The 23,359-nt window shown below is 61.3% G+C and carries 19 protein-coding genes; 8 read left to right on the top strand and 11 right to left on the bottom strand.

Features of this window, described 5'->3' with window-relative positions:
- Window positions 1-167: 167 nt before the first annotated feature.
- Window positions 168-926: a 3-hydroxyacyl-CoA dehydrogenase gene (locus tag JAO85_RS21200; RefSeq protein ID WP_003057163.1), complete on the bottom strand. Its 759-nt coding sequence runs from the start codon at window positions 924-926 to the stop codon at window positions 168-170.
- Between the two features lie 271 nt (window positions 927-1,197).
- The gene (locus JAO85_RS21195) at window positions 1,198-1,746 is read right to left on the bottom strand and encodes a phasin family protein (protein WP_003067688.1); all 549 of its coding nucleotides are present in this window, start codon (window positions 1,744-1,746) and stop codon (window positions 1,198-1,200) included.
- 351 nt (window positions 1,747-2,097) lie between these two features.
- Between JAO85_RS21195 and JAO85_RS21190 the strand changes: the two genes are divergently transcribed.
- From JAO85_RS21190 to JAO85_RS21160, 7 genes are all read left to right on the top strand, one after another.
- The gene (locus JAO85_RS21190) at window positions 2,098-2,577 is read left to right on the top strand and encodes a thioesterase family protein (protein WP_012837589.1); all 480 of its coding nucleotides are present in this window, start codon (window positions 2,098-2,100) and stop codon (window positions 2,575-2,577) included.
- 229 nt (window positions 2,578-2,806) lie between these two features.
- Entirely contained in the window at window positions 2,807-4,042 is a 1,236-nt protein-coding gene (gene pncB / locus JAO85_RS21185) for a nicotinate phosphoribosyltransferase (RefSeq protein ID WP_034371341.1), read from the top strand.
- A gap of 82 nt (window positions 4,043-4,124) precedes the next feature.
- Entirely contained in the window at window positions 4,125-5,543 is a 1,419-nt protein-coding gene (locus tag JAO85_RS21180; RefSeq protein ID WP_012837591.1) for a sodium:proton antiporter, read from the top strand.
- A 115-nt stretch (window positions 5,544-5,658) separates the two neighbouring features.
- Window positions 5,659-6,636 (top strand): D-glycerate dehydrogenase, encoded by a 978-nt coding sequence (locus JAO85_RS21175; RefSeq protein WP_054075782.1) that lies wholly within the window; start codon window positions 5,659-5,661, stop codon window positions 6,634-6,636.
- A 136-nt stretch (window positions 6,637-6,772) separates the two neighbouring features.
- Window positions 6,773-7,180, top strand: coding sequence for a tautomerase family protein (locus JAO85_RS21170; protein ID WP_202788972.1), 408 nt, complete (start codon window positions 6,773-6,775; stop codon window positions 7,178-7,180).
- A gap of 274 nt (window positions 7,181-7,454) precedes the next feature.
- On the top strand, window positions 7,455-9,065 hold the full coding sequence (gene rmuC / locus JAO85_RS21165; RefSeq protein ID WP_202788976.1) for a DNA recombination protein RmuC: 1,611 nt from the start codon (window positions 7,455-7,457) through the stop codon (window positions 9,063-9,065).
- Window positions 9,062-10,255, top strand: a complete 1,194-nt coding sequence (locus JAO85_RS21160) for an MFS transporter (RefSeq protein ID WP_046462756.1) — start codon at window positions 9,062-9,064, stop codon at window positions 10,253-10,255. The genes rmuC and JAO85_RS21160 overlap by 4 nt, the downstream gene beginning before the upstream one ends.
- Before the next feature lie 63 nt (window positions 10,256-10,318).
- On the opposite strand, the gene lapB is transcribed toward JAO85_RS21160, so the two are convergent.
- The 9 genes from lapB to gyrA form a co-directional block, all read right to left on the bottom strand.
- Entirely contained in the window at window positions 10,319-11,476 is a 1,158-nt protein-coding gene (lapB, locus tag JAO85_RS21155) for a lipopolysaccharide assembly protein LapB (RefSeq protein WP_012837596.1), read from the bottom strand.
- A complete protein-coding gene (locus tag JAO85_RS21150) occupies window positions 11,466-11,801 on the bottom strand; it encodes a lipopolysaccharide assembly LapA domain-containing protein (protein ID WP_003067671.1) in 336 nt (111 codons plus the stop codon). Before JAO85_RS21150 ends, lapB begins: the two co-directional genes overlap by 11 nt.
- Window positions 11,802-11,911: 110 nt before the next feature.
- Window positions 11,912-12,232 carry an integration host factor subunit beta gene (locus tag JAO85_RS21145; RefSeq protein ID WP_003067668.1) on the bottom strand — a complete coding sequence of 107 codons (321 nt, stop codon included), beginning with the start codon at window positions 12,230-12,232 and terminating at the stop codon, window positions 11,912-11,914.
- Between the two features lie 108 nt (window positions 12,233-12,340).
- Window positions 12,341-14,023: a 30S ribosomal protein S1 gene (gene rpsA / locus JAO85_RS21140; protein WP_003057144.1), complete on the bottom strand. Its 1,683-nt coding sequence runs from the start codon at window positions 14,021-14,023 to the stop codon at window positions 12,341-12,343.
- Window positions 14,024-14,222: 199 nt separating this feature from the next.
- Window positions 14,223-16,295 carry a bifunctional 3-phosphoshikimate 1-carboxyvinyltransferase/cytidylate kinase gene (locus JAO85_RS21135; RefSeq protein ID WP_202788971.1) on the bottom strand — a complete coding sequence of 691 codons (2,073 nt, stop codon included), beginning with the start codon at window positions 16,293-16,295 and terminating at the stop codon, window positions 14,223-14,225.
- Between the two features lie 108 nt (window positions 16,296-16,403).
- Window positions 16,404-17,300, bottom strand: a complete 897-nt coding sequence (locus tag JAO85_RS21130; RefSeq protein WP_012837598.1) for a prephenate dehydrogenase/arogenate dehydrogenase family protein — start codon at window positions 17,298-17,300, stop codon at window positions 16,404-16,406.
- On the bottom strand, window positions 17,300-18,400 hold the full coding sequence (gene pheA / locus JAO85_RS21125) for a prephenate dehydratase (protein WP_003067663.1): 1,101 nt from the start codon (window positions 18,398-18,400) through the stop codon (window positions 17,300-17,302). Before pheA ends, JAO85_RS21130 begins: the two co-directional genes overlap by 1 nt.
- Before the next feature lie 122 nt (window positions 18,401-18,522).
- Complete coding sequence (gene serC / locus JAO85_RS21120; protein ID WP_003067662.1) at window positions 18,523-19,632, bottom strand: 3-phosphoserine/phosphohydroxythreonine transaminase; 1,110 nt, start codon at window positions 19,630-19,632, stop codon at window positions 18,523-18,525.
- Window positions 19,633-19,761: 129 nt separating this feature from the next.
- Window positions 19,762-22,458 (bottom strand): DNA gyrase subunit A, encoded by a 2,697-nt coding sequence (gene gyrA / locus JAO85_RS21115; RefSeq protein ID WP_202788970.1) that lies wholly within the window; start codon window positions 22,456-22,458, stop codon window positions 19,762-19,764.
- A 229-nt stretch (window positions 22,459-22,687) separates the two neighbouring features.
- Here gyrA and ompA point away from each other — a divergent pair, with 229 nt between their 5' ends.
- Window positions 22,688-23,332, top strand: coding sequence for an outer membrane protein OmpA (gene ompA / locus JAO85_RS21110; protein WP_003077020.1), 645 nt, complete (start codon window positions 22,688-22,690; stop codon window positions 23,330-23,332).
- Window positions 23,333-23,359: the final 27 nt, after the last annotated feature.

Genomic DNA, 23,359 nt, shown 5'->3' with positions numbered 1-23,359 from the left:
TGGTAGTTCAGTTGGTTAGAATACCGGCCTGTCACGCCGGGGGTCGCGGGTTCGAGTCCCGTCCACTCCGCCAGATTCAAAAAGCCGCAATCAAGCAATTGATTGCGGCTTTTTCTTTGCCCGGGATCCCGAGAAAAGGCCTTGCGGCAAGGCCTTTGATTTACCCATTATTTCGGGGCCATGCGAATGGCGCCGTCCAGGCGGATGACTTCACCATTGAGCATGTCGTTTTCCAGGATCTGCTTGACCAGCTTGGCGTAGTCCTCGGGTTTGCCCAGGCGACTGGGGAAGGGCACGCTGGCGGCCAGTGCATCCTGAACTTCCTGCGGCATGGTGAACAGCATGGGGGTGCCGAAGATGCCGGGAGCAATCGTCATATTGCGAATACCGCTGCGAGCCAGGTCGCGAGCAATGGGTAGCGTCATGCCGACCACGCCGCCCTTGGAGGCTGAGTAGGCGGCCTGACCGATCTGGCCGTCATAAGCTGCGACGCTGGCGGTAGAAATCAGCACACCGCGCTCGCCGGTAGGTTCTGGCTCATTCTTGCTCATGGCATCCGCTGCCAGGCGAATCATGTTGAAGGTGCCGACCAGGTTGACCATGATGGTCTTGGTATAGACGGCCAGGCTGTGCGGGCCGCTTTTGCCTACGGTTTTCTCGGCCGGTGCAATACCGGCGCAGTTGATCAGGCCGGCGAGTTTGCCCAGGCTGGTGGCTTTGGCGACCACGGCCTGACCATCGGCCTCATTGCTGACATCGCAGCGCAGATAGACGCCGCCGATCTCACTGGCTACGGCCTCGCCGCGCTCTGCATTCATGTCGGCAATCACGACCTTGCCGCCGTTGGCGGCCAGCATGCGCGCCGTACCTTCGCCCAAGCCTGAAGCGCCACCGGTCACGATGAATACGCGATCCTGAATCTGCATGAACTGTCTCCTTGTTCGATGTCTGTTGACGTTGACGTAAACGTCAATTATGCACAGAGTGAAGGAACTGGCGACCTGAGGAAAGCGCGCATAAAAAAAAGCCCAATCGGGAAGATTGGGCTTTGAAGGGATCCATGAAACGGGGGTTTCAGGAGGATCCAAGGAGACAACTTGCGCAAGGTCAGCATCTGATTCAATGTATGCCGACCTGACATGCTGGCGATTATAGGGTAAACCCTAGTTTTTGCCAAGCATGTCAATAACCATGTTCTTAACGCTTGGCAGCGGTCGTGGCCTTGACAGCTTCGGTTGCTGTCTTGGTGGCTGCGTTGAAATTGGCTTCGGCCATGTCGGAGGCTTGCTTCACAGCCTTTTGCACGGATTCGAAAGCGTTGTTGGCGGCGGAGACTGCGCTCTTGACCATGGCAACAGCGGATTCGGAACCGGCAGGAGCATTCTTGGTCGTGTTGTCCAGCAGGGCATTGAAGTTCTTGCGAGCTTCGGTGGACTGGGCTTCCAGCGTCTTGTTGAATTCGCCGGCAGTGTTGCTGGCGATGTCGTACAGGTGGCGGCTGTAGGAAGCGGTTTTCTCGGCCAGCGGCTGGAACAGGCCTGCTTGCAGAGTCAGCAGTTCCTGGGCGTCCTTGACGCTGAGCACGGCCTGGGTGTGCTGGGCAGCTTCGGCCAGTGCGGCGCGCGAGGCGGTGACGTTCAGTTCCACCAGCTTTTCCACGCCTTCGAAAGCTTTGCTGGTCAGGCCGAACAGTGTCTCGAAGTGGGCTTTTTGTGCGCTCAGGATTTGGTCAGGGGTCAGGCTCATGGCAATTCTCCAAAATTACGGATCTAACAAAGGGATCGGACCGGAGGAAACGTCTGCCCTGACATGACCGCTATCTTTGCCAGCCGTATGTTGCAGTGCAGCATGGGTGCATTGTGAAAGAGAATTTGTGGCAATGCAAGCTTTAATTTGTTGCGCTGCAGCAAAAAAATTAATGACTCTTTGTTTTTGATAAGTATCTGATTTTTAAAAGACTTTTTTATGTCTGATAACTGACAAAAATTGAAGTGGCGTGTTTTCTTTGTGCGGTGCGTCATGCGTTGATGAGTGACAACCTGCAAGCCCTGTCGCGGTGGTGCTGGCGCCGCCGGGGCAGCTCTGCAAAATGACTGCATGACTGCATCGTTATCTCATGGCAAACCTTTGCGCGCCCAGCCGCAGGCGCGCGACTCCTATCCCGTGTTTCGTGAAATCAGCACCCGCTGGTCGGACAACGATGTTTACGGTCATGTGAACAACGTCATCTACTACAGCTGGTTTGATACCGCGGTCAATGCGTATCTGATAGAGCAGGGCGCGTTGGATATTCATGATGGGCAGACGATTGGCCTGGTGATAGAGACCCAGTGCAATTACTTTGCCTCGTTGGCTTTCCCCCAAGCCGTGGAAGCGGGTATTCGCGTGGCCCATCTGGGTAGCTCCAGCGTGCGCTATGAAGTGGGTCTGTTTGCCAGGGGTGCGAGCCAGTCGGCTGCTGCCGGGCATTTTGTGCATGTCTATGTCGACAGGCAGACGCGCCGGCCTGTGCCTTTGCCCGAGCCCTTGCGGGCGGCGCTACAGTCACTGCTGCGTGCAGAGCCTGCTGGTGAATAGCAAAAACGATAGCTTCTTGCGTATGTGTATCAAAGGTTTGATTCTGATCCGATTGATATATCTGGCGGCAAATCCGAAGCCCGCATCTGCAAGAAGCGCTTAGGGGCCGTGAGTACGGTGCAGGGTGTGGAATAGCCTACACTCGTCAGTCTCTGTTGAGGCTGGCGCAGCCTGTATTTGAGCCAGCCTTGTTCCATGACTGAACGGACCGTCAGGCCCACCGTCGTCCATGATCATCACCAGTCTGCTAGACACCGACCTGTACAAATTCACGATGATGCAGGTGGTGCTGCATCAGTTTCCGGGCGCGCAGGTGGAGTACCGCTTCAAATGCCGCAACCCTGGCGTGCAACTGGCTCCGTACGTCAATGAAATTCGTGAAGAAATCCGCTCTCTGTGCAAGCTGCGCTTTCAAGATGCCGAGCTGGCCTATCTGAGTTCGCTGCGCTTCATCAAGAGCGATTTTGTCGATTTCCTGAGCCTGTTCCAGCTCAACGACAAATACATCACGGTCACGCCCCTGGCCAGCGGCGAGATCGACATCACCATCCAGGGCCCTTGGCTGCACACCATCCTGTTCGAGATTCCGGTGCTGGCCATCGTCAACGAGGTGTATTTCCGCAATACCCAGCCCGTACCCAACTTTCTGGAAGGACGCAAGCGCCTGGACGAGAAGATCGAGCTGCTGCAGGCGCCTGGCCTTGAGTCGCTCAAGATTGCCGATTACGGCACCCGCAGGCGCTTTTCCAGGGCCTGGCATGAAGAGGTGCTGCGGGTGCTTTGCGCCAGGCTGGGTCATTCGGGGGCGGCGCGCGTTAACGGCCAGCGCAAGGGGCAACTGGCGGGCACCAGCAATGTGCTGTATGCGATGAAGCTGGGCCTGATCCCGTTGGGCACCTTGGCCCATGAATATCTGCAGGCCTGCCAGTCGCTGGGCCCGCGCCTGCGCGACAGCCAGATCTTCGGCTTCGAGTCCTGGGCGCGCGAGTACCGGGGCGATCTGGGGATTGCGCTGTCCGACGTCTATGGCATGTCGGCCTTTCTGCGTGATTTCGATCTGTACTTCTGCAAGCTTTTTGACGGTGCGCGCCATGACAGCGGCGACCCGTTTGACTGGGGCGAGCGCCTGATCGCGCATTACAAGGCCAACAAGATCGATCCGCTGAGCAAGGTGCTGATCTTCAGCGACGGGCTGACCATCCCCAAAACCATCGGGCTGTTCGAGCGCTTCAACGGTCGCTGCCAGCTGGCGTTCGGCATCGGCACCAATCTGACCAACGATTTGGGAAATCCCCCCGAGCATGTACCACTGCAGATCGTGATCAAGATGACGCGCTGCAACGGCCAGCCCGTGGCAAAGCTATCGGACACACCGGGCAAGAGCATGTGTGACGATGAAAAATACCTGGCCTATCTGCGCCAGGTGTTCAGCATTGCGCCGCCGGAGCCGGTTTCGCAGGCATAGAAATCAAAGAATCATTGGCGGGAGTTATGCCTGTTGCAGGGCAAAGAGCAGAGAGGATGGGCGTTTGAACAGCAAATCTTTTATGAAAGCCGCGGCGGCCGCGCTGCTGACGCTGGCAGCAGCCACCGCGCAGGCCGCAGACATTGACGGCGCAGCCATGTCCGTGGCCTGGGGTCTGCCGTTTGTGGGCATGCTGCTGTCCATTGCGCTGCTGCCGCTGCTGCTTCCGCAATTCTGGCATCACCATTTCGGCAAGGTCACTGCCGGCTGGGCGCTGGCCTTCCTGCTGCCTTTTGCGCTGGTCTACGGTCTGGGCGCGGCGGGCGTGAATCTGGTGCATGCCTTGCTGGCCGAGTATCTGCCATTCGTGATCCTGCTGACCGCGTTGTACACGGTGGCCGGAGGCATCTATGTGCGCGGCAATCTGCGTGGTTCGCCGGGGTTGAATACCGCCATCCTGGCCATTGGAGCAGTGCTGGCCAGCTTCATGGGCACGACCGGGGCTTCGATGCTGCTGATACGCCCCTTGCTGCGCGCCAACGACAACCGCCGTCATCAGGCTCATGTGGTGGTGTTTTTCATCTTCATCGTCTCCAATGCCGGGGGGGCGTTGACGCCGCTCGGAGATCCGCCGCTGTTCCTGGGCTTTTTGAAGGGGGTGGACTTCTTCTGGACGGTGAGCCATATCTGGGGCCCTATGCTGTTCCTCACGCTGGCGCTGCTGGCCATCTTCTATGTGATAGATCACAAGCTGATGGGGCAAAAGGGCGAGACCGATCTGCCCGATCCCACGCCCAGCATGGATGTGACCGGGGCTCAAAGCCGCCTGGGCTTTGAAGGCCGCGTGAACTTTGTGCTGCTGATGGTGGTGGTGGCTCTGGTGCTGGTCAGCGGCATCTGGCGCACTCCTGCGGGTATCGAGATCGCCGGGACCCATGTGGGCCTGCCCGGTTTGGTGCGTGATCTGGGTTTGCTTGCCGTGGTGCTGCTTTCGCTCAAACTCACACCCGCTCGTGTGCATCAGGCCAATGAGTTCGGCTGGGGTCCCATGCAGGAAGTGGCCAAGCTGTTTGCAGGTATTTTCCTGACCATCATTCCCGTCATCGCCATGCTCAAGGCAGGTGTCGATGGCCCGTTCGGTGCCGTGGTGCGCGCAGTCACCAATGCCGATGGCACGCCCAACCCGGCCATGTATTTCTGGGCCACGGGTCTGCTGTCTTCCTTCCTCGACAACGCTCCGACTTATCTGGTGTTCTTCAATACCGCCGGCGGCGACCCCGCGCACCTCATGACCGAGATGGCGCTGACGCTGACAGCCATTTCTGCCGGTGCCGTGTTCATGGGAGCGAACACATACATTGGCAATGCGCCCAATCTCATGGTCAAGGCGATTGCCGAAGATCGCGGCGTGAAGATGCCGGGCTTTTTCGGCTATATGCTCTGGTCGGTCTGCGTGCTGGTACCTCTGCTGGTTTTGATTACCTGGATTTGGTTTAGGTGATGGCTCTCCCCTTGAGGGGGACGACATCATTGCTGCGGGACGGTTCTTGCTTGATAGCTCGGGCTGTGCCGGGCGAGCTGATATGTTCTAAAAAGATGAATGAGGAGACAACGCGATGAGTCAAAAGCCCCGTATCTTGATTGCCCGCGCCATTTCACCCGAGGTGGTGCAGCGGTTGCAGCAGCATTTTGAAGTGCAGTCCAATCAGGAGGATGTGGTCTGGTCTCCGGCAGAGCTGGCACAGCAGTTGCAGGGCAAGGATGGCGTGCTGACCACGGGTTCGCAGCGCATCGATGCCGAGCTGCTGGCCGCCTGCCCGCAGCTCAAGATCGTGGCCAATATGGCTGTGGGCTACAACAATTTCGATGTGCCCGCGATGACGGCCGCGGGCGTGCAGGGCACGAATGCCCCCGATGTGCTGACCGAGACAACGGCTGATTTCGGCTTTGCCCTGCTGATGGCCACGGCGCGCCGCATTGCCGAGAGCGAGCACTATCTGCGTGCCGGGCTCTGGAAGGACTGGCATTACGACCTGTTTGCCGGTGCCGAGGTGCATGGCAGCACGCTGGGCATCCTGGGCATGGGCCGCATCGGTCAGGCCATTGCACGCCGTGCGGCTTACGGCTTTGGCATGGAGGTGCTCTATCACAACCGCTCGCGTCTGGATGCTGCGCTGGAAGCCGAGTGCAAGGCCAGTTATGTCGGCAAGCAGGAGCTGCTCGAACGTGCAGACCATCTGATGCTGGTGCTGCCGTTCACCCCCGAAAACCGCCACACCATAGGCGCGGCAGAAATTGCGCAGATGAAGCCCACGGCCACGCTGATCAATATTGCGCGCGGCGGCATCGTCGATGATGCGGCTCTGGCCCAGGCACTCAAGGATAAGCGCATTGCCGCAGCGGGGCTGGACGTGTTCGAGGGTGAGCCTGTCGTGCATCCCGATCTGCTGACCGTGCCCAATGTGGTGCTGACACCTCATATCGCCAGCGCCACCAAGGGTACGCGTACGGCCATGGCGGGGCTGGCGGCTGACAACCTGATCTCGTTCTTTGCCGGCAAGGGGCCGCTGACGCCCGTCAATCAGCTGGCCTGATGCCGCGATTAGGCCGTATCACGTCATATCAGTTTGAGGGCGAATACGTGCTCTGAGTGCGTTGCCGGCTTTGATAATTTCTGCCCGCTTGGCGTCTGTGCGCACGGCGGGCTTTTTTATATCAAGCGAGACAGCAATGCCTTTTATCCGCACCAGCGTCCACAAGGACACCACGTCCGCCCAGCGCCAGGCCATCGTCAACGGTATTCATCAGGCCCTGATCGACGGCATCGGCATGCCCGCCGATGAGCTGTTCAACATGGTTGAGGAATATGACGAGCAGAAGTTCTTCTTCAGCCGCACTTTCAACGGCTACAAGCGCTCGGACCGCGTGGTCGTGGTTGAGATCACCATGCGCCGTGGGCGCAGCGATGCCATGAAGCGCGCGCTGTATGCCAACATCGCCGCCAATCTGGAAAAAGATGCGGACGTCGCACCCAGCGATGTGTTCATCTTCACGCACGAAAACGACTATTCCGACTGGTCTGTGGGCGGCGGCAAGTTCGCCATGGCCATTGCCCAGCAAGTGGGCCCCGACGCCTGATTCTTGCGTCAACCGATTGCAGCCTCGCTGTCACCAAGGCTGCAACCGGAAGCAGCACTTTTGATCGCATTGAATTTTTCGTGGCTCTGAGGACTGATAATTTGCCTGCGCGCTAGTGCTTGCAAACTTCAGTCTGCAATGCCCATGGCGGAAATTCAATGAATAGGTCTGTAGCGATTTGCTGATAAGCGCTTGCAGCTATGAAAAAGAGTGCGAAAGGCGTGGCAAGACAGTGACTACGTGGTGGCTTGGGTTGGCGGCGCTGGCCGTATTGATGGTGGGCCTGCTTCTGGTGCTGCTGTGGTGGCTGCAGGGGCTGCGCCGTCAGACGGAGCTTGCTCTCGGCCCTGATGCGATGAGGTTGCAAGCCCAGCTGCTGCAGGGATTGCAGGCGCTGGATGTCAGGCTGCAGCAGCTGGATCGCAGCAGCCAGAGTACCCAGATGACGGTGGCCAAGAGCGATGGAGCCCTGGACCGTGTCACCCAGCATGTACAGACCCAGTTGGCCCAGGCCCAGCAAGATGCACTGGCCGCACGGCGCGAGCAGGCGGCGGCGCTGGCATCCTTTCGTGAAGACGTTTCCCAGCTTGCGCAGCGGCTGACGGGCGACAGCCAGCAAGCCCGTGCGGCACTGGCCCAAAGCAGTGCAGAGCAGGCAGTCCATGTCCAGCAGCGCTTCGAGGCCCTGGCCGAGACGACGCGCGGCACGCTGGACTCGCTCAAGGGCGACATCCAGCAGCAGCTCACGCATATGAGTACCAATATGGGGGCTGCGCTCAAGGATCAGCTGGGAAGCAATGGCGAGCAACTGCGTCATCAGTTTGCCGTGTTGCAGGATGCGGTGAGCCAGCAACTGGCTGCGCTGGCACAGGGCCAGCAGACCACGGCGGAGCAACTGCGCGCAACGCTCAACGAGCGACTGGCCACGATTCAGAGTGAAAACTCCCTCAAGCTCGACGAGATGCGCCGCACTGTCGACGAGAAGCTGCATGCCACGCTGGAGCAGCGTCTGGGCGAGTCCTTCAAGCTGGTCAGCGATCGGCTGGAGCAGGTGCACAAGGGGCTGGGCGAGATGCAGACTCTGGCGGGCAGCGTAGGCGATCTGAAGCGCGTGATGACCAATGTGAAGTCGCGCGGCACCTGGGGCGAGCTGCAGCTGGGCAGCATTATCGACAATGTGCTCACGCCCGAGCAGTACGCGAGAAACGTCAAGACCGTGCCTGGCAGTGATGAGCTGGTCGAGTTCGCCATCCGGCTGCCGGGCCGCAACGACGAGCAGCCCGTCTGGCTGCCCATCGACGCCAAATATCCAGTCGAGCATTATCAGCGCCTGCAGGATGCCCAGGACAGTGCCGACAGGGTGGCAATTGCCGCTGCAGGCAATGCCTTCGAGACATCGATTCGCGGCGAAGCCAAAAAGATTGCCAGCAAGTACATCGCACCGCCGCACACCACGGACTTTGCCGTCATGTATCTGCCCACCGAGGGCCTGTTCGCCGAAGTGCTGCGCCGTCCGGGCCTGGTCGAGGCGCTGCAGAACGAGCATCGCATCGTGATTACCGGTCCCGCGAATCTGGCCGCCATGCTCAGCAGCCTGCAGATGGGCTTCAAGACGCTGGCGATCGAGAAGCGCTCCTCCGAAGTCTGGGGCGTGCTCGGTCAGGTCAAGACCGAGTTCGGCAAGTTCGGCGAAGTGGTGGAGGCCACGCGCAAGTCCATCGATGCCGCTGCGCGCAAGTTCGATCAGGTGGGTGTGCGCACGCGCGCCATTCAGCGCCATTTGCGCAATGTGCAGGAGCTGCCGAATGAAGCCGGGCAGGAGCAGCCCCTGTTTCCGGCCACCTCGTCTGGAGGCGATCAGACCGCCAGCGAGGACGAAGAATGAATGCAGCCCTGCTGCGCCTGATCCTTGCGCAAGTCTGTATCCACGGCACCATGACCGGAATGCGCATGGCCACGCCGCTTTTGGCGCTCAAGGAGGGCTATAGCGCAGCCGCGGTCGGCATGCTGCTGGCGCTGTTTGCACTGACCCAGGTGTTTCTTTCGCTGCCCGCGGGCCGCTATGCGGACCGTCACGGGCTCAAGCGCCCGCTCATCATCAGTGTGGCGGCCGCCTGTTCCGGAGCGGGAGTGGCCGTGCTGTTCCCGATTTATCCGGTGCTATGCCTGAGCGCTTTGCTGACGGGCGGCGCCGCCGGCATGGCACTCATCGCCCTGCAGCGCCATGTGGGGCGCATGGCACACAACAAGGACGAGTTGCGCAAGGTCTTCAGCTGGCTGGCGATCGGGCCGGCCATCTCCAATTTTTTGGGGCCTTTCGCGGCCGGGTTGCTGATCGACTATGCCGGCGGCGAAGCGGCCAGCACCACGGGCTTCAGGGCGGCGTTTTTGCTGCTGACCCTGATGCCTCTGGCGGCCTGGTTCTGGGCAAGAACGGTGCAGGAGCTGCCCGCACTGCAGACTGAGAGTGCGAACCAGAAGGCAACGGCCTGGGACCTGGTGCAGAACCGGGGCTTCAGGCGCCTGTTGCTGTTGAACTGGGCGCTTTCCTCTTGCTGGGACGTGCACACCTTTGTCGTGCCCATTCTGGGCCATGAGCGCGGACTGCCTGCCTCGGTGATAGGCAGCATCCTGGGCGCCTTTGCGATTGCTGCAGCCGTGATCCGCATGCTGATGCCCATCATCACGCGCCATATGGCCGAATCGCAAGTGGTGCTGGGGGCCATGGTTGCCGCTTGCGCCCTGTTCATCGCCTACCCCTTCATGCCCGGTGCCTGGAGCATGGGCGCCTGTTCGGTCTTGCTGGGCGTGGTGCTGGGATCGGTGCAGCCCATGGTGATGAGCATGATCCATCAGATCACGCCACCCGAGCGCCATGGCGAGGCGCTGGGATTGCGCATGATGGCCATCAATGGCTCCAGCGTGCTGATGCCGGTGCTGTTCGGCTCGCTGGGCACCGTGGTCGGTGTCTCGGCTCTGTTCTGGGCCGTGGGGGTTCTGGTCGGAGTGTCCTCGCGCCTGCCCTGGCTGATCGGCAAGCAGGATATGCCGGGCGATGAGTGGGTCGGCCATTAACCGGGCCGCCTGCATGCATTGAAAAAGAGCGCCCTGGGCGCTCTTTTGTCTTCTGGAAGTGCTTTACAGCTCTTCGACCCTGCGTGCCGGGTAGCTGTCCCAGCTCTGGCAGCCGGGGCAATGCCAGAAATGGGTGCGGGCTTCAAAGCCGCAGGCCGCACAGCGGTAGCGGGTCAGAGGCTTGGTGGCGTGGTTCAGCGCCTTCTGCACGGTGGCATGGTACTGCTCTTCGGTCAGGGTCTCGCCTTCCAGCCATTGGGCGGCAGCTACCAGGGAAGATTCATGCTCCAGGTGTTGCACCAGGCGCTGGCGGCCGGGGGCTCCTGCATCTCCGCTTTTCTGATCGACTGCGACCAGTGCCTGCAGCAGATCCAGCGAGGGTGCCTGTTCATAGTGCTTGAGCAGCAGATCGCGAGCCTCGGCGAGCGCGCCCGTTGCCTCGGCCACTTCCACAAGCAGGCTGGCCGCCAGGGGCAGGGCTGCGGGGCTGTTCTGTGCCAGGGCCTGAAGACTTGACAAAGCCTGTGCGGACCGGCCCTGTCGATGCTGGAGCTGGGCCAGCTCCAGTCGGGGACGCGGAGCTTGCGGCGCAGTCTCCAGGGCCTGTTGCAGCTGCGCAAACGCCTTGTCGAGCTGGCCATGGGCGACCTGAGATTGCGCGTCTTCGCAAAGATAGTGGGCCAGCCGGGTGCTGAAGTCCCCTTGGCCCGCAGCCTGCATCTTGCGCACGATGGCCGCGGCCTGGGCCCAGTCGCGCGAGCGCTCGTAAATGGCCAGCAGCGCCAGGCGTGCCTCGCCTTCGTACTGCGTGCCTTCCAGGCGGTTCAGAGCCTCCTCGGCGCGGTCCAGCAGGCCGGCCTTGAGAAAGTCCTGTGCCAGTGCATGCTGGGCACGGTCCCGGTCGGGGCGGGTGAGGTCGGCGCGGCTGAGCAGATGCTCGTGGACGCGCACTGCTCGGTTGTATTCGCCGCGGCGGCGAAACAGATTGCCCAGTGCAAAGTGCAGTTCGGTGGTGTCGGGGTCGTTCTGCACGGCCTCGATAAAGGCATCGATGGCCTTGTCCTGCTGCTCGTTGAGTAGAAAGTTCAGGCCTTTGAAGTACGCCTTGGGAGCCTGGCGGTTGTCGGCACGCACCTGGCGCAAATCCCAGCGGGAGGCCAGCCAGCCCAGAACAAAGGCTGCAGGCAGGCCCAGCAAAATCCAAGTCAGATTAAATTCCATGCACGTCGCCCGGCGCAATGATCGAAGAAGAGTTCTGTTCCTTCACCGCAGGTGCTGCACTGGTGGCGCTGGCTGCGGCGTTCGGTGCCTGTTGAGTGGCCTGTGCCTCGCGCGCTGCGCTGCGATGCTTGAGCCAGCGTGGCACCATGCCCAGCACTCCGACAAAAAGGCCCAGTGCGAAAGCAGCCAGAACCACCAGCACCAGAGGTGCCGTCCATGCCGTGCCAAAGAAAAAATGCACGGTGGCGTCTTGCTGGTTGTTGAGTGCGAATGCGAACAGAGTGAAAAAAATGGCTGCCTTGAGCAGCCACAGCAGGTATTTCATGCTTCCCTTTATGCGCCTTGTGTGACGGGAAGATTTTAGGCCAGCCTATGCTCGGACTGGCAAACGGACGGCGTGGTCAGCCCTGATGTGGCTGACGGTGCCCATGGACTTCAGGCGATCTGCGGCTGCTGGGCAGCGGAGTCTTCGGCCTTGAGATTGTCCACGGCTTCGCGCAGGGCCTTGCCTGGCTTGAAATGAGGCACGCGCTTGGAAGGAACCTGAACGGACTCGCCGGAGCGGGGGTTGCGGCCTATGCGGGGCTGGCGGTGATTGATGGCAAAGCTGCCAAAGCCGCGAATTTCAATACGGTGACCGCGCACCAGGGCATCGCTGACGGCATCCAGAATGGTTTTGACGGCCTGCTCGGCATCACGTTGGTTGAGTTGGCCAAATTGGGCGGCAAGTTCTTCGACGAGATCGGATCGGGTCATCGGGTGACGGAGGCTCTAGGTTGAAACAACAACGGGCGCACAGGGCGCCCGTTGTCTTTGACGCTTGGCGGTCAGTCAGACGAGCTGGCTGACCGGCTGATGCAAGATTTACTTGTCAGCGTCCAGCTTGGCGCGCAGCAGAGCGCCCAGGCTGGTGGTACCAGCGTTTTCCTTGGAGGACTGAGCCGACAGGGAAGCCATGGCGACTTGCTGTTCAGCGTGATCCTTTTGCTTGATGGACAGCTGGATGTTGCGGCTCTTGCGATCCACGTTCACCACCACGGCCGTCACTTCGTCGCCTTCCTTCAGGACGGAACGAGCATCTTCCACGCGGTCTTGCGAGATTTCGGAAGCGCGCAGGTAGCCGATGATGTCTTCACCCAGGTCGATTTCAGCGCCCTTGGCGTCCACGGTCTTGACCTTGCCGGTCACAACCTGGCCCTTGTCGTTCACGGTCACGAAGGTCGTGAAGGGATCGCTGTCCAGTTGCTTGATGCCCAGGGAGATGCGCTCGCGCTCAACGTCCACGGCCAGCACGATGGCTTCGACTTCTTGACCCTTCTTGTAGTTGCGAACAGCGGCTTCGCCGGCTTCGTTCCAAGACAGGTCAGACAGGTGCACCAGGCCGTCGATACCGGCAGCCAGACCCACGAACACGCCGAAGTCGGTGATGGACTTGATGGGGCCCTTCACGCGGTCGCCGCGCTTGGTGTTCTGGGCGAATTCTTGCCAGGGGTTAGCCTTGCACTGCTTCATGCCCAGGGAAATGCGACGCTTGTCTTCGTCGATTTCCAGAACCATGACTTCCACTTCGTCGCCCAGGGACACGAGCTTGGTGGGAGCGATGTTCTTGTTGGTCCAGTCCATTTCGGAAACGTGCACCAGGCCTTCGATGCCGGGTTCCAGTTCCACGAATGCGCCGTAGTCAGCAATGTTGGTGACCTTGCCGAACAGACGGGTGGCGGAGGGGTAGCGGCGAGCCACGCCCATCCAGGGATCGTCGCCCATTTGCTTCAGACCCAGGGACACGCGGTTCTTTTCGGTGTCGAACTTCAGGATCTTGGCAGTGATTTCCTGGCCGGCAGTCACCACTTCGGAGGGGTGACGCACACGGCGCCATGCCATGTCGGTGATGTGCAGCAGGCCGTCGATGCCGCCCAGGTCCACGAACGCACCGTATTCGGTGATGTTCTTGACCACGCCCTGAACGATAGCGCCTTCCTTCAGGGTTTCCATCAGCTTGGCGCGCTCTTCGCCCATGGAGGCTTCCACCACAGCGCGGCGCGACAGCACCACGTTGTTGCGCTTGCGATCCAGCTTGATGACCTTGAATTCCAGGGTCTTGTTTTCGTAGGGAGTCAGGTCCTTGATGGGACGTGTGTCGATCAGCGAACCGGGCAGGAAAGCGCGGATGCCGTTGACCAGAACGGTCAGGCCGCCCTTGACCTTGCCGGAAGTGGTGCCGGTCACGAATTCGCCGGATTCCAGAGCCTTTTCCAGCGACAGCCAGGAAGCCAGACGCTTGGCGGTGTCACGGGACAGGATGGTGTCGCCGTAGCCGTTTTCGATGGAGCCGATGGCCACGGACACGAAGTCACCCACTTGGACTTCGACTTCGCCCTGGTCGTTCTTGAACTCGTCGAGGGGCACGTAGGCTTCCGACTTCAGGCCGGCGTTCACCACCACGAAGTTGTGCTCAACGCGCACGACTTCAGCGGTGATAACTTCGCCAGGACGCATTTCGGTGCGTGTCAACGACTCTTCAAAAAGGGCGGCAAAAGATTCAGACATGTAGTTCCTTGCCCGCAACCAGGTTTCCGTCGGCACCATTGCCAAGCGTTTTTAAGACTGATTGCGGAGGTTGTGGGTTTGAGGCCCACGGGGGTTAAAGGTTAACAACCTTGCTGCCGGTCCGCGGTCTGCGAGAACCTGGCATCAAGGGCCAACAAGCCAGATGCAGGGCTGGCCTTGAAACTTCAAGCTTGAAATTTCAAGGACGACCGAACGGCTGGTGTTCCTGCCACCACGACAGCACTTGGGCAACCACTTCTTCAATGGTCATCTCGGAGCTGTCGAGCTGCAAAGAATCCTCGGCGGGCTTGAGCGGAGCGGTGCTGCGATTCATATCGCGGGCGTCGCGCGCCTCAAGGTCTGCCAAAAGGGTGGACATATTAGCTGAAATTCCTTTGGAAATCAACTGTTTATATCGGCGCTCGGCGCGGCACTGCGCAGACGCCCACAAATAGACCTTCAGCGGGGCGTGAGGGAAGATGACCGTACCCATGTCGCGGCCATCGGCAACCAGCCCGGGCAGGGCCTGGAAGGACAGCTGCAGATCCACCAGCGCGGTGCGCACGGCAGGCAGGGCCGATACGCGCGAGGCATTCATGCCGGCTTCTTCGCTGCGAATGGCCAGGCTGATGTCCTCGTCGCCGAGCCAGACACGCTGCTGTGCATCGAAGCGCACGGGCATGTCCAGCGCCATCTCGGCAATGGTTTCCTCGTTCGACTCGTCAAGCGTCATGCCGGCACGCGATGCGGCCAGGCCGGTGATGCGGTACAGCGCGCCGGAATCCAGCAACTGGTAGCCCAGTGCCCTGGCGACTTCTGCAGCAATCGTGCCCTTGCCGGAGGCTGTGGGCCCGTCGATGCAGATCACGGGAATATGCTCGCGCTCGGCTTCGCTGACGGAGAACAGCGCCTCGAAATAGTCGGGAAAGGTCTTGGCCACGCATTTGGGGTCTTCTATGCGCACCGGCAGCTTGGCCGGGTTGAAGGCCGCCAGGGAGAAGCACATGGCGACACGGTGGTCGTCATAGGTGTGGATGCTGGCCGCTTTCCAGGCGGTCTTGCCGGCTGGAGGGGTGATGCGGATGTAGTCAGCCCCTTCTTCCACCGAGGCGCCGAGCTTGCGCAACTCGATCGCCATGGCGGCAATGCGGTCGGTTTCCTTGACGCGCCAGCTGGCGATATTGCGCAGCGTGGTCACGCCGTCGGCATACAGCGCCATGGTGCCCAGCGTCATGGCCGCGTCGGGAATATGGTTGCAATCGAGGTCGATGGCCTTCAGAGGCCAGCTGCCACGGCTGACCTGCAGCCAGTTGGGGCCGCTTTCGATCTTTGCGCCCATGGCCTGGGCGGCCTCGATGAAGCGGATATCGCCCTGGATCGAGTCCTGGCCCACACCCAGAATGCGGATGCTCTTGGGCTGCGGCGCATTGTCTGCATCCGCATCATCGGTGGTGCCGGTGGCAATCGCGCCCAGTGCGATGAAATAGCTGGCGGAGGAGGCATCGGCCTCCACATGGATGGCACCCGGCGACTGGTAGCGACAGCCTGCGGGGATCACGAAGCGCTGCCAGTTGTCGTTTTTCACGGCGATGCCGAAGCGCGCCAGCAGCTCCAGCGTGATGTGGATATAGGGCCTGGAGATCAGCTCGCCCACCACCTCGATGGTGATGTCGCGCTGTGCCCCGGGGACATTGGCCAGCAGGGGCAGGGCCATCAGCAGCGAGGTCAGGAACTGGCTGGAGACATCGCCGCGCACCTTGATGGATTCGCTGCCCAGCTGGCTGAAGTCGGGCTGGCCGATCTTCAGGGGCGGAAAGCCTTCATCCTTCAGATAGTCGATCTTGCAGCCCAGCTGGCGCAGCGCATCGACCAGGTCGCCGATGGGGCGTTCGTACATGCGGGGAACGCCCGTCATCTCGAAGTCGCCGCCCAGCACCGACAGCGCCGCAGTCAGCGGGCGCATGGCCGTGCCGGCATTGCCCAGGAATAGCGTGGCCGCAGTGCCGGCCGGCAACTGACCCCCGATGCCGGTGACGTCAATCGCCTGGCCGGGTGTGACGGCATCCGGGCTGATGCTGCAGCCCAGCTGCTTGAGTCCGGTCAGCATGACACGGGTGTCGTCCGAATCCAGCAGGTCGTGAATGGTGGTGGTGCCCTGGCTCAGCGCCGCCAGCAGCAGCACGCGATTGGAGATGCTTTTGGAGCCGGGCAGGCTGACGCTGCCGTTGGCGGAGTCCAGTGCGGGCAGGTCCAGAAATTCAGTGGTGAACATAAAACTCTCGTAACCCCCTGTGCAGCCTGGCTGCTTCGACACCAAGGCTGCGCGGCTGCCTCTGCCCGGTGTCTCTGGCGGTTGGGTGAATAGATCGACGCCGCTAGTTTAAGAGCCTCGCTTGCCGCCCATGGTCCATTCGGCGCGTGCGGCACTGGCCAGGGTCAGGCGATCCTGCAGTCCCTGGCCGTCGTTAGCCTGCATCAGCCCTTCGAGCTGCTCCAGCGCCTGGCGGAACTGGCGCGACTGGGCCAGCACCTGATCGCGGTTGGCCAGCAGCACATCGCGCCAGAGCTTGGGGTCGCCTGCGCCGATGCGCGTGAAATCGCGAAAGCCGGGCCCGGCCAGCGCCAGCATATCGTCGGCACCGGGCTGGTTCAGCACGCTTTGCATCATGGCAAATGCCAGCAAATGGGGCAGGTGGCTGACGGTGGCGAGTGCGCTGTCATGAGCCTCGGGCGACATGGCGGTGACCTTGCATCCCAGGGCCTGCCACAGCGCCTGGGCCTTGGCCAGATGCGCTGTCAGCGTGCGCTCCGTAGGGGTCAGCACGACCTGGGCGCCCTGGTAGAGCTTGACATCGGCGTGCTCCACGCCGGCCACTTCCTTGCCGGTGATGGGGTGGGCGGGCACAAAGCTGCCGATCTGGTCGCGCAGCGCCGAACGTGCGGCCTGCACCACATCGACCTTGGTGGAGCCCACGTCCATGATCATCATCTGGGGCGTGACCAGATGCTTGATGGACTTGAGCGTGGCCTCGGTGGCCGCCACGGGCACGGCCAGCAGCACCAGATCGGCGCCGGCCGCCGCCAGCAGGGCGGAGGGTGCCTCCACGTCGATCACGCCCATCTGGCGCGCACGTTCGGTGGTCGAGGGCGATTTGCTGTAGCCCACCACGCGCTTGACCAGGCCGGCTTTCTTGAGTGCCAGCGCGAAGGAGCCGCCCATCAATCCGCAGCCGATCAAGCCGAGCTGCTCGAACGGCTGCAATTCCTGAGTCGCCATCACTTGCTCACCGGGTAGGTGCCCAGCACCTTGTAGAACGCGCACAGGCCCTGCAGCTCTTGCAGGGCGGCGGCCACATTGGCCTGGGCCGGGTGGCCTTCGATGTCGATGTAGAAGTAGTACTCCCATTGGCCGGTGCGGGCCGGGCGCGACTCGAAGCGCGTCATCGAGACGCCATGCTTCTTCAGTGGCACCAGCAGGTCATGCACGGCGCCGGCGGTGTTGGGCACCGAGACCACCAGGCTGGTGCAGTCGCTGCCGCTGGGCGCGGCCGTGGCCAGCGTGTGCGGCAGGCAGATGACGGCAAAACGCGTGCGGTTGTAGGCATCGTCCTGGATCGCGTGGCTGACGATGTGCAGGCCGAACTGCTGGGCGGCGCGCTCACCGGCAATGCCGGCCCAGTTGGGATGCAGGGCCGCCAGGCGTGCGCCTTCGGCATTGCTCTCCACGGGGCGGCGTTCGGCATGCGGCAGGTGCTTGGACAGCCAGCCCTGACACTGAGCCAGAGCCTGGGGGTGGGCGGCCACGACCTCGATGCCGTCCAGCGTGTTGCTGGTGCGCATCAGATTGTGGCGGATCAGCATGCTGACTTCGCCCACCACATGGCAGGGCGTGTGCAGGAACATGTCCAGCGAGCGCGTGACCACGCCTTCGTTGGAGTTCTCCACGCCCACCACGCCGTACTGGGCACTGCCGGCGGCCGTGGCATGAAAGACTTCCTCGAAGCTGTTGCAGTACATCAGGTCGGCCGCGCCGCCGAAGTACTGGATCGCCGCTTCTTCGCAGAAGGTACCGGCCGGGCCGAGCACGGCCACGCGCTGGGGGGATTCCAGCGCCAGGCAGGCCGACATGATCTCGCGCCAGATGGCGGCCACATGCGCGCCCTTGAGCGGGCCGGGGTTGTTGGACTTGATCTTCTCGATCACCTGGGCCACGCGGTCCGGGCGGAAGAAGGCCGAGCCTTCCTTCTTCTTGAGCTCGCCCACCTGCTCGGCCACATGGGCGCGCTGGTTGACCAGCTCCAGCAACTGGCGGTCCAGGGAGTCGATCTGGTTGCGCAGCGACAACAGCTCGGGGCTGGCTTGGGGTTCTTGGCTCATGAATCTCTCAAATTTCGTAGCTGCTGACGCAAGTTGAACAAGGATTTCAGACCAAAACCTTGGTGAAGTACTTGCAGATAAAGCGCTGGCAGCTCATCTTTTTACAAGGCTAAGGGTGGGGCTCAGGCCTGACGTTGCTCGAAGTCACGCATGTAGTCGACCAGCGCCTGCACGCCTGCTATGGGCATGGCGTTGTAGATGCTGGCGCGCATGCCGCCCACGGACTTGTGGCCCTTGAGCTGCAGCAGGCCGGCTTGCTTGGCGCCGGCCAGGAAGGCGTCGTTGCGCGACTCATCATGAAGGAAGAACGGGATGTTCATGCGCGAGCGGCAGTTCGCGGCCACCTTGTTCACGTAGAACGAGGATTGGTCCACATAGTCATAGAACAGCTTGGCCTTGGCGATGTTGCGCGCTTCCATGGCGGCCACGCCGCTGAGGCCGCCTTCGGTCTGGCGCTTGAGCCACTGGAAGGTCAGGCCGGCCATGTAGATGCCCCAGGTGGGAGGCGTGTTGTACATGCTGCCGTTGTCGGCCACGGTTTTGTAATCAAACGCCGAGGGGCAGACGGGCAGGGCATGGCCCAGCAGGTCTTCGCGCACGATGACGATGGTCAGGCCGGCGGGGCCGATGTTCTTCTGCGCGCCGCCAAAGGCCAGACCCACGCGGCTCCAGTCGATGGAGCGCGAGGCCACATGCGAGGAAAAGTCGATGACCAGCGGTGCATCCGAGCCCAGGGCCTGGAGGTCGGGCAGCTCGTGGAACTCCACGCCGTGAATGGTCTCGTTGCTGCAGATATGCACATAGCTGGCGCCGCGGCTCAGATTCCAGCTGCTGGCGGCGGGAATGGTGGTGTAGTCGCTGTCCTTGGCGCTGGCGGCCACATTGGCATCGCTGGCGTACTTGGCGGCCTCCTTGGCCGACTTCTGGCTCCAGCTGCCGGTCACCACAAAGTCCACCACGCCGGCGCGCGACAGATTCATGGGCACGATGGCGTTTTCGGCAATGCCGCCGCCCTGCATGAACAGGATCTTGAAATGCGCGGGCACGGCCAGCAGCTCGCGCAGATCGGCTTCGGCGGCTTCGTAAATGCTGATGAATTCCTTGCCGCGGTGGCTCATTTCCATCACCCCCATGCCGGAGCCGTGCCAGTCCAGCATTTCGGCGGCTGCGGTTTGCAGCACTTCTTCAGGGATGGCGGCGGGGCCTGCGGAGAAGTTAAAAGGGCGGTTCATCAGATTTACGCTCAAAACATGTGAAAGCGCTTGTCTGGCTTGCGCTTTCAGCTATCAAAACATTGGGCCACGGGCATGGGGTCATGCCCGTGGCGTCCGGTCCGTATCGGGGCAGCCGGGGCTGGCCGATCAGGAGGCGTCGCCGGACTCGGCTGCGCCTTCGGCGCCGGCGCTGCCGGAGTCATCGGCTTCGCCGTCCTCGCCGGCATTGTCGTTCGCATCATTTTCGACGATGCGCTGCAGGCCGATGAGCTTGGCACCTTCGTCCAGGTTGATCAGCGTCACGCCCTGTGTGGCGCGGCCCAGCTCGCGGATTTCCGCCACCCGGGTACGCACCAGCACGCCGGTGTCGGTAATCAGCATGATCTCGTCCTCGGGCGCCACCAGGGTCGCAGCCACGACCTTGCCGTTGCGCTCGGACTGCTGGATTGCAATCATGCCCTTGGTGCCGCGGCCGTGGCGGGTGTATTCGCTGATGGCCGTGCGCTTGCCGTAGCCGTTTTCGGTGGCGGTCAGCACGCTTTGCGAACCCGCCACCACATTGCCCGTGCCGTCGTCGGCCTCGGCGACCAGCATGGCGATCACGTTCTGATGCTCTTCGATGTTCATGCCACGCACGCCGCGCGCATTGCGGCCCATGGGGCGCACATCGTTCTCGTCAAAGCGCACGGCCTTGCCGCCGTCGCTGAACAACATCACATCATGCTTGCCGTCGGTCAGCGCAGCGCCGATCAGATAGTCGCCCTCGTCTAGGCCCACGGCAATGATGCCGGCCTTGCGCGGGTTGCTGAACTCGGTCAGCGCCGTCTTCTTGACGGTGCCCATGCTGGTGGCCATGAAGACGAAGTGATCTTCGGGGAAGCTGCGGTTTTCGCCGGTTAGCGGCAGCACCACGTTGATCTTCTCGCCGTCCTGCAGCGGGAACATGTTGACGATGGGGCGACCGCGCGAGCCGCGCGAGCCCGATGGCACTTCCCAGACCTTGAGCCAGTACATGCGGCCGCGGTTGGAGAAGCACAGCAGATAGTCGTGCGTGTTGGCGATGAAGAGCTGGTCGATCCAGTCGTCTTCCTTGGTGGCCGTGGCCTGCTTGCCGCGGCCGCCGCGCTTTTGCGAGCGGTACTCGGACAGGGGCTGGCTCTTGATGTAGCCGGTGTGCGAGAGCGTCACCACCATGTCGGTGGGCGTGATCAGGTCTTCGGTGGACAGGTCTTGCGCGCTGTACTCCACGGTGGAGCGGCGCTCGCCCTTCTTGGACTGACCGAACTCGGCCTTCACGGCGTTGAGTTCTTCGCCAATGATGATGGAGACGCGCTCGGGCTTGGCCAGGATGTCCAGCAGGTCTTCGATGACCGACATGACGTCCTTGTACTCGGCCACGATCTTGTCCTGCTCAAGGCCCGTCAGGCGTTGCAGACGCATCTGCAGAATTTCCTGGGCCTGGGTTTCGGACAGGCGGTACAGGCCGTTTTGCTGCATGCCGAATTCGACTTCCAGGCCCTCGGGGCGATAGTCGTCGGCATTGACCACGCCGCCGTCGGTACGCGTGCGGGTGAGCATCTCGCGCACCAGCTTGCTGTCCCAGGATTTTTCCATCAGCGCGGCCTTGGCCACGGGAGGTGTGGGAGCGTTGCGGATGATGGCGATGAAGTCGTCGATATTGGCCAGTGCGACGGCCAGACCTTCCAGCACATGGCCGCGGTCGCGCGCCTTGCGCAGCTCGAACACGGTGCGGCGGGTCACCACTTCGCGGCGGTGCTCCAGGAAGACCTGGATCAGATCCTTCAGGTTGCAGAGCTTGGGCTGGCCGTTGACCAGGGCCACCATGTTCATGCCGAAGGTGTCTTGCAGCTGGGTCAGCTTGTAGAGGTTGTTGAGCACCACCTCGGGCACTTCGCCGCGCTTCAATTCGATCACCAGGCGCATGCCGGACTTGTCCGACTCGTCCTGGATATGGCTGATGCCCTCGATCTTCTTTTCGTGCACCAGCTCGGCCATGCGCTCCTGCAGCGTCTTCTTGTTGACCTGGTAGGGCAGCTCGTCAACGATGATGGACTGGCGCTGGCCCTTGTCGATGTCCTCGAAGTGGCACTTGGCACGCATCACCACGCGGCCACGGCCGGTGCGATAGCCTTCCTTGACACCGTTGATGCCGTAGATGATGCCGGCCGTGGGGAAGTCGGGCGCGGGAATGATCTCCATCAGCTCGTCGATGGAAGCTTCGGGGTTCTGCAGCAAATGCAGGCAGCCGTCCACTACCTCATTGAGGTTGTGCGGCGGGATATTCGTGGCCATACCCACGGCAATACCGGAGGAGCCGTTGACCAGCAGGTTAGGCAGGCGGCTTGGCAGCACCAGCGGTTCGCTTTCGGAGCCGTCATAGTTGGGGCCGAAGTCCACGGTTTCCTTGTCGATGTCGCCCAGCATTTCGTGGGCGATCTTCGAGAGGCGGATTTCCGTATATCGCATGGCGGCAGCGCTGTCGCCGTCCACCGAGCCGAAGTTGCCCTGGCCGTCCACCAGCATGTGGCGCAGCGAGAAGTCCTGGGCCATACGCACGATGGTGTCGTAGACCGCGATGTCGCCGTGCGGGTGGTACTTACCGATCACGTCACCGACGATACGCGCCGACTTCTTGTAGGGGCGGTTCCAGTCGTTATTGAGTTCGTGCATGGCGTACAGAACGCGGCGGTGCACGGGCTTGAGACCATCACGCGCATCAGGAAGCGCCCGGCCCACGATCACGCTCATGGCGTAATCGAGATAACTGCGACGCATCTCCTCTTCAAGGCTGATGGGCAGAGTTTCTTTAGCAAACTGGGTCATGTCTAGTGATACTTTGACGGCTGGAAAACGACCATTTTAGGTCGAATGACGTGTGGCAGCAGAGCAACATAACTCAGGAATTACGCAGCTGTCCTACTTGTTGGTGCCTAGTTGACAACACTCTTGCATGTTACGTATGGCACAATCATTTCAACGTTTTTGGTGATGGTCACTGATGACGTCCACAGATTCGCAGCCCTGCTGCGGCTTTTTCCCCAAGAGGAGAACCATGAAGAAACTGAACAAAGTGGCGATGTTGTTTGCCTCTGCTGCCCTCGTGACAGCCGCTGGCGCACAAGTGAAGGCTGCTGACGGTGGCAAGACTATCGACAACTGGCAAAACGGCACCAGCGAACTGGTGTGGAAGAACGGCACGAACGAACTGTGCTGGCGCGATGCCAACTGGACTCCTGCTACTGCCGCTGTTGATTGCGACGGTGCTCTGAAGGCCCAGGTTGCTGCTCCCGCTCCCGCCGTTGTGCCTCCCGCTCCTGTGGCTCCCCAGCCTGCAGTGGCATCTAAGGTTACCTACTCTGCTGACGCTTTCTTCGACTTCGACAAGTCCGTGCTGAAGCCCGCAGGCAAGGCTAAGCTGGATGACCTGACCGGCAAGATCAAGGACATCAACCTGGAAGTCATCATCGCCGTGGGTCACACTGACTCCATCGGTTCCGATGCTTACAACCAAAAGCTGTCGGTGCGTCGCGCTGAAGCTGTGAAGGCTTATCTGGTGTCCAAGGGCATCGAAAAGAGCCGCGTGTACACCGAAGGCAAGGGCAAGAAGCAACCCGTGGCAGACAACAAGACTGCTGCTGGCCGCGCTCAGAACCGTCGCGTGGAAATCGAAGTTGTGGGCACCAAGGCTGCTCAGTAATCTTTCGATTGCTACACAAAAAGCCCC

The sequence above is a fragment of the Comamonas sp. NyZ500 genome (assembly GCF_016772095.1).
Lineage (GTDB): Bacteria > Pseudomonadota > Gammaproteobacteria > Burkholderiales > Burkholderiaceae_C > Comamonas > Comamonas thiooxydans.
The sequence above is the reverse complement of the archived record's forward strand: the minus strand, read 5'-3'. Positions and strand labels throughout refer to the sequence as shown.